This is a genomic window from Paenibacillus barengoltzii G22, from assembly GCF_000403375.2.
GTDB lineage: Bacteria > Bacillota > Bacilli > Paenibacillales > Paenibacillaceae > Fontibacillus > Fontibacillus barengoltzii.
Genome location: NZ_KE159652.1, coordinates 1 through 11,957, shown reverse-complemented (window position 1 = coordinate 11,957; position 11,957 = coordinate 1). Strand labels below are relative to the sequence as shown.

Here is an 11,957-nt window from a genome sequence, read left to right as displayed (position 1 = left end):
TAACCTCACAAGCTTATGATGATAACACATTCTGAACCAGACAGACAACGCATTGTGCCGCAATGCCTTCACCGCGTCCGGTAAATCCGAGTTGCTCGGTGGTCGTAGCTTTTACGTTAATGAGCCCCGGCTGTGCACCCAGCGTGCGGGCAATAACCTCCACCATTTGCGGGATGTACGGAGCCATTTTCGGCTTTTGTGCAATGATCGTTGCGTCCAGATTGCCGATGCGATAGCCTTTCTCAACTGCCATATCCCATACGTGCTGTAACAACACCACGCTGTCTGCGTCTTTAAACGCTGGATCGGTATCCGGGAAGTGGCGGCCGATATCTCCTAACCCCAGCGCTCCCAAAATGGCGTCGCTGATCGCATGCAACAACACGTCGGCGTCCGAGTGCCCCAGCAAGCCTTTCTCATACGGGATATGCACCCCGCCGATTATACACGGCCTGCCCTCCACGAGCTGATGCACGTCAAAGCCTTGTCCTACTCTAAACATCCTTCTACCCTCTCCCAGTCATCTTTTAATCACGAAGCAACTCGAGGAAGTGAACTCGACATCGAATCTTAAATTCAGTCAGTCGAAGCGTATGCTTTCGAAGTATGTTTCCTGCGGAAACATTTGAGTTGCTCACGTAGGATCTACCTACGCTCCGCTACTCGCTCCTTCCTTCATCCAACCTTCTCGGTGCTTAAAACCTGACTATCTTTTAATCACGAAGCAGTCTCTTCCTCCGGACAAACTCCGCATAATCCAGGTCCTCAGGCGTCGTGATTTTAATATTGTCATAGGCCCCTTCCACCAGCTTGACGGGGATGCCCAGCCGTTCGACCAGCATCGCGTCGTCCGTACCGACGAAGCTTTCCGCCACGGCCCGCTCATGGGCCGCCAGCAGGTCGGTACGCCGAAAAGCCTGCGGTGTCTGTATCGCCCACAGGCTGCGCCGATCCGGGGTCGCTGCGACAAAGCCCTGCGCGTCCGCCTGCTTGATCGTATCCTTCACCGGTACGGCGAGGACGGCCGCGCCATGCGTTCTAACGGCTTCGCAGCAAGCCGTGATTTGCTCACTCGTGACAAAAGGGCGGACGCCGTCATGCACCAGTACCCAAGGAGTGCTGAGATGCAGCAAGCCTTGGCGTACCGAGTCTTGACGCTCAGCCCCGCCCGGAATAACCTGTATTTGTTCGCCTATGCCATATTCGGCAATCCATGACCGGCACCGGTCCACATCTTGCTTCCCGGTAACAAGCACGATTTGCGAGATCCATGGATGACGCCGAAACACCTCCAGCGTATGAATAAAGATCGGCTTCCCGTCCAGCAGAAGATACTGCTTACTCTCTACCGTCCCCATTCGTGTGCCGCGGCCTGCCGCCACCACGATGACTCCCGTATCGCCGCTTGCTTGCAACCCTGTCATGATCTGCCTCACCTTTAACTGAATTCAACCGCACCGCAACCAAACGCAGCGCAGTTAATTCCATCATACCGAATTACTGGGCTTTTTCCAACAGTTTTGGTTTGGCAAAAATCATTCGTCCCGCCGAGGTCTGCAGCACGCTGGTCACCAGCACTTCGGTAATGGTGCCGATGTAGTCGCGTCCGCCTTCGACGACGATCATCGTCCCGTCATCCAAGTAAGCGACCCCTTGTCCATGCTCCTTGCCGTCCTTGATCACCTGAACCATAATTTCTTCACCAGGCAGCACGACCGGTTTGACCGCATTGGCCAAATCGTTAATGTTCAGCACAGATACGCCCTGCAGCTCACACACCTTGTTGAGGTTAAAATCGTTGGTTACGACCTTCCCTTGCAGAACCTTGGCTAGTTTGACGAGCTTGCTGTCCACCTCGGAGATTTCCTCGAAATCCCCTTCATAAATCATCACCTTCACATCCAGTTCTTTCTGGATTTTGTTCAGGATATCCAGCCCCCGCCGCCCGCGGTTTCGCTTGAGCAAATCCGAGGAATCGGCGATATGCTGAAGCTCCTCCAGCACGAACTCCGGAATGACAATCGTTCCTTCGATGAAGCCGGTTTTACAGATGTCGGCAATCCGTCCATCAATAATCACGCTCGTATCCAAAATTTTGTGTTCCTCAGCCCAACGCTCCTCTTCCGGAGCAGGTGTCCCCCACTTCCCGGATTTCCAAAGCGAGGACAGTTCTTCCTTCTTCGCCAGCCCAACGTAAAGCCCAATGTAACCAAACAGCGCCGATACCGCGAATTGCGCCATGCTCTCCAGCGTGCCGAGCCAGGACAGCAGGGGGTAGACCATTAAGGAAAGAAGAAGTCCCGCAGTCAATCCGGCCGCACCGGCAGCCATTTCATTCATCGGGATTCGCGTTAAAGCAGCGATCCACGTTTTTACTTTGGAAGAAACGACGTCTGCAGCCATAGAGAACAGGAACAAGAACAGTAGCGCACCGGCCGCAGCCCAGATTAAATTCGCTGCGATCGGGTTCATTTCGCGAAACCAGTCGCTCGCAGCCCCCGGCAACACACCGGACAAGCCGCCGGTTGTATAACCGAACCAGGCCCCGCATAAACCAGCTAAAATCATCGAGTATTTTTTCAGCACGTCTCTCTTCACCTCCTGAATAAGTATCTTCTTTAGCCAGTATGAACCAATTTCAAAGCACCTAATCGTGGACCTCTATTTTTTTCCAAAAAAGTACCAACGAAAATCCGAATGCGCCCCATAACGATGGGATTTCAGGTTGATCTTGAAGGAAAAGGTGGAATATAATGAATTCAATTCATAATATTGAGGTGGATGGAAAATGAGCGCACCAAGCCTACAGTCTTTTCAAGAACAAGTTTCTGAATTGTTGCTACGTCACCGCAGCCTGTTGGATGTCTTGTCGAAAATGGGACAAACCAACGCCGCTGCCGTCCGTTCTGTAACCAAATCCGTAACCGAATGCGGTTGCATCGAGCTGCACGCCACCAAGCAAGACTTCGAGCCAGGCATGAATTTGCAACAAGCCAAGGAAACGATCGCCAAGCACGTCCATGGGGAACTGTGCGAGAATTGCCGGGATGTCATCACCAATGAGCTTGGACGCAACCTTTTCTATATGTCCGCCCTTTGCAATTTGCTGGATATTAACATGGAAGAGATCGTGGAGCGTGAATCGCAGAAATGTGCCACGCTGGGTTTTTTTAACTTATCGTAAGGGGTTCTTGTACTTAGGTTATGGGGAACATGCAATTGTAAAAGAGGAAATCAAAAAGGCATCGATCCTTTCCGCCCGCGGAGATCCATGCCTTTTTCTTATTAGTGGAGTTGTGGGTTGCCCTTATCGTTTGGGACGATACACTTCTTGAGCGTCATTATCTTCATCGTCCTGATGTTTGCGGCGAAGCAGTCGGTTGATGTTCTGCCGAAGACCGTATGCCGCGTAAATCACCAACGGGATAAAAATCAACTTGGCGGTCTGATCCGGAAATACGACGGCGATCACCACTGCAAAAATCACAACCAGCGGCGTATACACAATGGTTCGCTTCGGTAGGCCGATCTTCTTGAAATTCGGATATCTGACTGTGCTAATCATCAAATACGATAACAGAAGCATAGATACCACGAAGTAGGGCGCCGAAATATCCCGGTAAAACAACGATAGTGTTGCCAGAACTCCACCTGCAGCCGGAATCGGCAATCCGATGAAGTATCCTGGAGCTCCCTTCTGAACGTTAAACCGGGCCAGCCGCAACGCCCCGCACATCGGGAAGATGATCGTCACTGCCCAAGCGACGCCGGAAGGAATGCTGTGAAAGGAAATCATGTACATAATCAGTGCTGGAGCCAAACCAAATGAAATGAGATCCGATAAGGAATCGAGCTCTTTGCCGAACTCGCTTTGGGCGTTCAGAGCACGGGCAACCCGTCCGTCTAACCCATCGAGCAGCATCGCGACAATTACCATAATGGCGGCCAAGCTAAATCGGCCTTCCATTGCCAGCAGAATCGCCAGCGTTCCGAGAACCATGTTACCTAAGGTAAACAGGTTCGGAAGGGATTTTGTAATCATCTCTTCACCTCGAGTAGATATTCCTGAACCATTCATTGATGATAGGTGATTTAGATTTGTCTGTCAATGAATACCTGTTCTTGCAAGCGTTTGAGCCCCTCTTTGATGGAGCGTGCTCGCACTTCGCCGATCCCGTCAACTTCATCCAACTCCTCAATGCTGGCCATCATCACATTGGGTAAACGGCCAAACCGTTCGACCAGGTTGTGAATGATGACATTCGGCAAACGCGGAATTTTGTTCAACACCCGATACCCGCGCGGTGAGATCAACTCCTCTGAAGTTGCGGCGGAAGAAGGATAGCCCAAAAGCTTCGTAATATGGTTATCATCCAGCAGTTCATCGTCGGTGGAGCGCTTCAGCCCCATAATAATTTCTCGAATCGCTTCATCGCTGTCATCCTTGGCATAGTCCTTATACAACAGCCAGGCCTCTTCCTCCATGTTGCTGACCAGCTCCTCCATCTGCATACTGATCAGACGTCCCTCGGTTCCCAATTCATTGATGAACCGTTTGATCTCCATTTTGATCCGGATGACCATTTCCACCCGTTGAATGACGTTGATCACCTCTGGCAAGGACACAAGCTCCTCGAACTCGGAAGCTGTCAGGTTCGTTAAGGCTTGATTCAGAACGGAGCGGTATTTCTCCAACGTCTGAATCGCCTGGTTCGCCTTCGTTAGGATCACGCCGATCTCCTTCAGGGCATATCGTAATCCCCCTTGGTACAGCGTGATAATGTTCCGGCGCTGGGAGATGGATACAACCAGCTTACCGGTCTGTTTGGCCACCCGTTCAGCCGTACGGTGCCGAATCCCTGTTTCCGAGGAAGCGATCGAGGAGTCGGGGATCAGTTGAGTATTGGCATACAGTATCCGCTTCAAGTCTTCACTAAGGATAATGGCTCCGTCCATTTTGGCCAGCTCATAGAGATAGTTCGGCGAGAAATCACAGTTGATGGAGAAGCCGCCCTCAACGACTTCCATGACCTCCGGGCTGTAACCAACCACAATCAGACCACCGGTTTTGGCCCGTAACACGTTCTCGAGTCCGTCACGAAAAGCCGTTCCCGGTGCGACAAGTTTCAGCAATTCGTTCATTTTCTCTGCATGGGTAGTTTCCTTCATCATCTAATGCCCCCTAATCTAACGCAACAGCTAGCGCATCTGCAACGGTATTTACACCTATTAATTGAATCCCTTGCGGACCTTTCCACCCTTTCATGCTCTTCTCCGGCAAAATAACGCGTTTAAAGCCCAGCTTGGCCGCTTCCTTCACGCGTTGCTCCGCCCGGGAAACCGCCCGTACTTCGCCGGTCAACCCCACTTCTCCAAAGAAAACGTCATACGGCTTCGTTGGGAGGTCGCGGAAGCTTGAGGCTACACTTACCGCGATGGCCAGATCAACCGCCGGTTCATCCAGCTTCACCCCGCCGGCCAGGTTGACGTAAGCGTCCTGATTTTGCAGGAACATCCCCATTCGCTTCTCAAGGACGGCAATGATCAGGTTCATCCGCTGATAGTCTACCCCCGTGGCCATCCGTCTTGGCGAAGGAAAATGGGTGGCGGAAATCAAGGCCTGCAGCTCGACCAGCATCGGGCGCGTCCCCTCCATGCTGGCTACAACGGTGGAGCCCGCCACGCCGAGCGGTCGCTCGGATAGAAACAGCTCCGACGGATTCGCTACCTCCGCCAGGCCGGATTCGTTCATTTCAAAAATCCCTATTTCATTCGTCGAACCAAAGCGGTTCTTCACGGCCCGCAGCAGCCGATAGGAATGATGCCGTTCGCCTTCGAAATACAATACGCAATCGACCATATGCTCCAGCAGACGCGGTCCGGCGATCGCCCCTTCCTTGGTCACGTGACCGACCAGAACCGTAGCGATGCCTTGCCCTTTGGCAATTCGCATAAACCTCGCTGTACATTCCCGCACCTGGGATACACTTCCGGGAGCGCTAGTCACTTCCGGCAAGTAAACCGTCTGGATCGAATCGATCACAAGGAAGTCTGGTTTAACTTGTTCGATCGCTTCTTCGATCCCGTCCATGCTGCTTTCGCACAAGACGAACAGTTCCGCAGACAAGGCTCCCAGCCGTTCCGCCCGTAACTTCGTCTGGCGGACAGATTCCTCCCCTGAGATATACAAGACTCTCAGGCCGCTGCGTGCCATTTCGTGCGAAGTCTGCAGCAACAGGGTCGATTTCCCGATACCGGGGTCTCCCCCGACCAGGACCAGCGAGCCCGGTACGACACCGCCGCCAAGCACCCGGTTTAATTCCCCGATGCCTGTTTGAATTCGCGGTTCTTTGCCGCTCTCTATATTTATGATCGATTCCGGCTTTTCTTTCGCATGAAAAATCCCGGAAGTCATCCCCTGCGTTTTGACGGGCTTCTCCACTTCCTCGACCATGGAGTTCCAAGCGCCGCAACCCGGGCATTTTCCATACCATTTGGGCGATTCATAACCGCAATCGGAGCATAAAAACTTATGTTTTACTTTAACCATTTATCTCTCCTTCTCGCCTCTGCAATATTTAACAGACTTAGCAGACACCGTATCTTTAGGGTTACTAAAATTTTACCACCCTTTCGCTTGGATCGAAAGCTATGGAGTTACGGCCGCCATGGCGGCAGGATTCAAAAAAGGCAGCCCCAAAGCATCGCTTTGGAAGCTGCCTTTCAATTATTTCATCGGCTTTAACGTTACGGAATTGAAGGATTTACCAACATTTTTTTACACAAGTTACGCATTTTTGATGAACGTTCCCGTACGTTCGACCTTCAATTCGCCATTTTCTTCGTCAATCGTCAACGAATCGCCTTTCTTCACGTTACCGGTCAACAGTTCTTCGGACAGGCGATCTTCGATATGCTTCTGAATCGCCCGGCGGAGCGGACGTGCACCGTACGCAGGATCGTAGCCCACTTTAGCCAGGAACGCCTTCGCCCGATCGGTTAGCGTGAAGTCGACATCGTATTCGCGCAGGCGTCTACGCAGCTCTTCGGACATCAGGGTGACGATTTGACCGATATGTTGCTCCTCGAGCGAATGGAAGACGATAATTTCGTCGATCCGGTTCAGGAACTCCGGACGGAAGCTCTTCTTCAGCTCTTCCATCACTTTGCCCTTCATGTTCTCGTAATCCGCGCCCGCATCTTGAACCGCGGTGAATCCGAGACGTGTATTGCGTTTGATCGCATCAGCGCCCACGTTCGAGGTCAAGATGATCAGCGTATTGCGGAAATCCACTACGCGGCCCTTGGAATCGGTCAACCGGCCGTCTTCCAGCACCTGCAACAGGATGTTGAATACTTCCGGATGCGCCTTCTCGATTTCGTCCAACAGGACAACGGAGTACGGTTTGCGGCGTACTTTTTCAGTCAGCTGACCGCCTTCTTCATATCCGACATATCCTGGAGGCGCACCGACAAGACGAGCGGTGGAGTGTTTCTCCATGTACTCAGACATATCGATCCGGATTACCGCGTTCTCATCGCCAAACATCGCTTCGGCCAGTGCGCGAGCAAGCTCGGTTTTACCTACCCCAGTTGGACCCAGGAAGATAAAGGAGCCCATCGGACGCTTCGGATCTTTAAGTCCCGCGCGTGCCCGGCGGATCGCCCGGCTGACCGCCTTTACGGCTTCCTCTTGACCGATAACGCGCTCATGCAGGATTTTCTCCATGTTGAGCAAGCGTTCGGTTTCCTCTTCCTTCAGCTTGTTCACCGGAATTCCTGTCCAGCTGGCAACAACTTGAGCGATATCCTCCGGCGTCACTTCGGAATCGGTCCGTCCTTGTTTCTCTTTCCATTGATTCTTCGTCATGTCGAGCTCTTCACGAATCTTCTGTTCTGTATCGCGAAGCGCTGCCGCTTTCTCGAACTCCTGGCTTTGCACCGCGGCGTCTTTCTCCTTGCGGATATCCTCCAGGCGGCTTTCCAGTTGTTTCAGATTCGGTGGTACCGTGTAAGAGTTGAGCCTTACTTTAGACCCCGCCTCGTCGATCAGGTCGATCGCTTTATCCGGCAGGAAGCGGTCTTGGATGTAGCGGTCGGACAGTTTGACCGCTTGCTCGATCGCTTCGTCGGTAATTTTCACCCGATGGTGCGCTTCATAGCGATCACGCAGTCCGTGCAGGATTTGGATCGCTTCTTCGACCGACGGCTGATCTACTGTGATAGGTTGGAAACGACGTTCCAACGCAGCGTCTTTTTCGATATATTTCCGGTATTCATCCAACGTGGTTGCACCGATGCATTGCAGCTCACCGCGAGCCAGCGCCGGCTTCAAGATGTTCGAAGCGTCGATCGCACCTTCTGCGCCGCCTGCCCCGATCAGCGTATGCAGCTCGTCAATAAAGAGGATGATGTTCCCGGCTTGACGGATTTCGTCCATGATCTTCTTCAGACGGTCCTCAAATTCGCCGCGATACTTCGTACCGGCAACGACGGAGCCCATATCCAGGGTCATGACACGTTTGTCACGCAGCGTCTCCGGAATTTCGTTGTTGATGATCTTTTGCGCGAGACCTTCCGCAATGGCCGTTTTCCCTACGCCAGGTTCCCCGATCAGCACCGGGTTGTTCTTCGTCCGGCGGCTAAGCACTTGGATTACCCGTTCGATTTCCTTACTGCGGCCAATCACCGGATCCAAATTGCCCTCTTTCGCCGCAGCCGTCAAGTCACGGGCCAAGCTGTCCAGCGTTGGGGTATTCACGTTCGTTGGAGTGCCGTGATGGCTGGATACGGCCTCACTGCTGCCCAGCAACTGCAGCACTTGCTGGCGCGCTTTGTTCAAGCTGATGCCCAGGTTGTTCAGCACGCGGGCCGCTACGCCTTCCCCTTCACGAATCAGGCCGAGCAAAATATGCTCTGTCCCAACATACGTATGGCCGAGTTTACGCGCTTCATCCATAGACAGCTCGATCACTTTCTTGGCACGCGGTGTATAAGCGATATTGGTTGGTTGCTCTTGTCCGCGGCCGATGAGCGTTTCCACTTCATCCTGTATTTTCTCAAGTCCCAGACCCAATCCGATCAATGCCTTGGCAGCGATGCCTTCGCCTTCACGGATCAAGCCGAGCAGTACGTGTTCTGTTCCGATATTGTTATGGCCGAGTCTTACGGCTTCTTCTTGAGCAAGTGCTAACACCTTCTGCGCACGCTCCGTAAATCTTCCAAACATCATCTTCTCCTACACCTCCATAGTTGGTACTACCCGTTATTTCCCCATTCGTTCCCGAATGAGTTTGGCGCGGTACATATCCCGTTCCCCCGGAGACATGCTGCTGCTGAATTTTTTCTGCAAAAAACCGGGTTGCGTCATGACGTTCAATTCATTTAGCGCTTGAGTAGATACGCCTTCAATCAACCCTAAGTCAACACCAAGCCGGACATCTGACAGCCGCTGGGCAGCTTCCTTCGAGTCGATGATGTACGCCTGGGACAAAATCCCGTAAGAGCGCATCACCCGGTCCATCATGCGCAGCCGCGATTCGCTGATCAGCTTCTCACGCGCCGTTTTCTCATGCTGAATGATCTGAAGAACCACGCCGTATAAATTTTCAATGATCTCAGATTCGCTTTGTCCTAGTGTAATCTGATTTGAGATTTGAAACAAGTTACCCATCGCTTCACTGCCTTCGCCGTAGATCCCGCGGACGGTTAAACCGACCTGCGATACCGCAGATAAAATGCGGCCGATCTGCTGCGTCAGCACCAGTGCCGGTAAGTGCATCATGACCGAAGCACGAAGTCCGGTACCTACATTTGTCGGACAGCTGGTTAAGTACCCGCGCCGGTCGTCGAAGGCATAATCCACATGGGATTCGAAAATGTCGTCGATCGCCGTCGCTTTTTCCCATGCCTCTTGAACCTGAAGTCCCGGATATAAACACTGGATGCGCAAATGATCCTCTTCGTTCACCATAATGCTCAGGCTCTCATCTTCGCTGATGAAGACCGCTCCATTTCTCGAGTCGTTCGCCAGGTTCGGACTGATCAAATGCTTCTCAACCAATACTCGTTTATCCAATTCATCCAAGTCTGCCAGATGCACCGGGTACAGCTTGCCGTGAGCCTGGAGTGCTTTATCGCCCAGAACCCCCTGCAGCAGATTCAGCACCTCTTCCGATTGCGTGTTGGTGGCCAACATCGGGAAGGGATGGTGCAGGATGTTGCGGGCGATCCGTACCCGGCTGCTTATGACGATATCGGATTCTTTCCCTTTGCGGCTCATCCATTCGCTCAGCGGCTGTTCGGTAAATCGGAGATTGGTCACCCTACATCCCTCCTATTCTGCAGATAAGTTCTTCTCAAGCTCACGAATTTGGTCCCGCAGCGCCGCTGCCACCTCGAATTCCTCCTGGAGGATTCGATATTGCAGCTCACGACGGAGATCCTCGAGCTTACGTTTGACTTGAATATGACCGCCGATCCGTTTCGGCACCTTCCCAACGTGGACGGTATTGCCGTGGACCTTCTTAAACAACGGATCTAGACGATCATTGAAATATTTGTAACAAGAGCTGCACCCAAAACGCCCGATTTTGCTGAACTGGGAATACGTCATACCGCATTCTTCGCAGCGCAGATGTTCTGGTGTGCTGTGCCCGGAAATCTGACCTTTGGTCGCCGGACCTAAATCAAGGAAGCCCGACAGCAGGTTATGAATCGAAAAGCCGCCCGAGGTGCCGGGAATCAGCTCCCCTTTTTCCCTGGCGCAGGTTTCACAGAAGTGAAACTCCGTTTTCTCGCCATTCACGATTTTCGTAAAATGCAAGGTTGCCGGGCGTTTGCCGCATTCTTGGCATTGCATCGCACGTCCCTCCTTACGGGATAGACTAAAGACAGCAGATCCTTCAACCTGTATTGGTGTTACATCATGTAGTTAACTCAACAATGAGATCAACATCGCTCGCATCAGTCTTGCCCGGATCTGGTCGCGATACGGCAGCTTCACTGCCAGCACATCGCGGGATATCGCCGAGCGCATCATTGCGGCCTCCCGAGGGGTTAAAACCCGGGCTTCTTCCAAGCGATAAATCAATCCTTCCGCCGCAGATTGCCCGATCTCTTCCCCAATCGTTTCATGCAAGTGGGTGTGCAGCGATGATGGTCCCGGCAGTTGCAGGCGCCGAATCCGAACATAACCGCCACCGCCGCGCTTGCTCTCGACCAGATACCCCTTCTCCAGAGTAAAACGGGTGCTGATGACATAGTTAATTTGCGACGGCACGCAGGAAAATTGGTCGGCAAGTTCGTTACGTTGAATCTCTATAATCCCCTCAGGACTTTCATGCAAAATACTCTTGAGATATTTTTCGATGATATCGGAGATATTACGCATCACTCATCCTCCATTATTCCATACGTGTATCTCATGTTGCGGTTTGACACCACTAAAAGTCGTCAAGAATGGATGCGCTTGGTGGCACATCGCAATCGTCAAAATCGGTTGCTTGCCATGGGCGAAGAGGCACATTGCAAGCTCAAACAGATGCTGTCCTAATTTAAGTGCAGCGTACCGGATGCCGGGAATCACCGATAAGGAGAATCATGATCCGGTTCTGTTGACTTTGACTTTCTTTGACTTTATAAACATTATACCATAATTTGATGATTTGCCAAGAGGGGCTACAGTTTCAGTTTCAGTTTCAGTGTGGACTTTGCGCTTACAAAATATTCGTGCTAAAGCGTATGAGAACCTTGCACGGTTGGTGCTTATTGGACATGTGTGGTCTTTCTCTTTTTGTGTGCGATTCCTGCAAAAATACAGTTATTTTGAGCTGGAATCGCTGTTTTTCCTGAAATAACTGCAAAAGCGGCTAGGCCCCCTAAATCCGGAGTCCTGACCTACAAGTTTTGTGTTATCGCAGTCCAGCTCATTTTCTTGTGTGTTTACATCGATTTAT

At 52.0% G+C, this 11,957-nt stretch carries 11 protein-coding genes; 1 reads left to right on the top strand and 10 read right to left on the bottom strand.

From position 1 onward, the window contains the following. Positions 1–13: 13 nt before the first annotated feature. From ispF to C812_RS00045, 3 genes are all read right to left on the bottom strand, one after another. Entirely contained in the window at positions 14–502 is a 489-nt protein-coding gene (ispF, locus tag C812_RS00055) for a 2-C-methyl-D-erythritol 2,4-cyclodiphosphate synthase (protein ID WP_016310695.1), read from the bottom strand. A 211-nt stretch (positions 503–713) separates the two neighbouring features. Continuing rightward, positions 714–1,424, bottom strand: coding sequence for a 2-C-methyl-D-erythritol 4-phosphate cytidylyltransferase (ispD, locus tag C812_RS00050; RefSeq protein WP_016310694.1), 711 nt, complete (start codon positions 1,422–1,424; stop codon positions 714–716). 73 nt (positions 1,425–1,497) lie between these two features. Continuing rightward, on the bottom strand, positions 1,498–2,586 hold the full coding sequence (locus C812_RS00045) for a PIN/TRAM domain-containing protein (RefSeq protein WP_016310693.1): 1,089 nt from the start codon (positions 2,584–2,586) through the stop codon (positions 1,498–1,500). Between the two features lie 202 nt (positions 2,587–2,788). Here C812_RS00045 and C812_RS00040 point away from each other — a divergent pair, with 202 nt between their 5' ends. Continuing rightward, positions 2,789–3,184 (top strand): nucleoside triphosphate pyrophosphohydrolase family protein, encoded by a 396-nt coding sequence (locus tag C812_RS00040; RefSeq protein WP_016310692.1) that lies wholly within the window; start codon positions 2,789–2,791, stop codon positions 3,182–3,184. A 123-nt stretch (positions 3,185–3,307) separates the two neighbouring features. Here the strand turns inward: C812_RS00040 and pssA are convergent, their stop codons facing one another. The 7 genes from pssA to C812_RS00005 form a co-directional block, all read right to left on the bottom strand. Further along, complete coding sequence (pssA, locus tag C812_RS00035) at positions 3,308–4,042, bottom strand: CDP-diacylglycerol--serine O-phosphatidyltransferase (RefSeq protein WP_016310691.1); 735 nt, start codon at positions 4,040–4,042, stop codon at positions 3,308–3,310. Positions 4,043–4,092: 50 nt separating this feature from the next. Continuing rightward, entirely contained in the window at positions 4,093–5,169 is a 1,077-nt protein-coding gene (gene disA / locus C812_RS00030) for a DNA integrity scanning diadenylate cyclase DisA (protein WP_028540159.1), read from the bottom strand. Between the two features lie 13 nt (positions 5,170–5,182). Then, the gene (gene radA / locus C812_RS00025; protein ID WP_016310689.1) at positions 5,183–6,550 is read right to left on the bottom strand and encodes a DNA repair protein RadA; all 1,368 of its coding nucleotides are present in this window, start codon (positions 6,548–6,550) and stop codon (positions 5,183–5,185) included. A gap of 237 nt (positions 6,551–6,787) precedes the next feature. Further along, positions 6,788–9,232 (bottom strand): ATP-dependent protease ATP-binding subunit ClpC, encoded by a 2,445-nt coding sequence (gene clpC / locus C812_RS00020; RefSeq protein WP_036624195.1) that lies wholly within the window; start codon positions 9,230–9,232, stop codon positions 6,788–6,790. 33 nt (positions 9,233–9,265) lie between these two features. Further along, positions 9,266–10,324 (bottom strand): protein-arginine kinase McsB, encoded by a 1,059-nt coding sequence (gene mcsB, locus C812_RS00015; RefSeq protein WP_016310687.1) that lies wholly within the window; start codon positions 10,322–10,324, stop codon positions 9,266–9,268. Between the two features lie 12 nt (positions 10,325–10,336). Further along, a complete protein-coding gene (gene mcsA, locus C812_RS00010) occupies positions 10,337–10,861 on the bottom strand; it encodes a protein-arginine kinase activator protein McsA (RefSeq protein ID WP_016310686.1) in 525 nt (174 codons plus the stop codon). A 72-nt stretch (positions 10,862–10,933) separates the two neighbouring features. After that, a complete protein-coding gene (locus tag C812_RS00005; RefSeq protein ID WP_016310685.1) occupies positions 10,934–11,392 on the bottom strand; it encodes a CtsR family transcriptional regulator in 459 nt (152 codons plus the stop codon). Between the last annotated feature and the right edge of the window lie 565 nt (positions 11,393–11,957).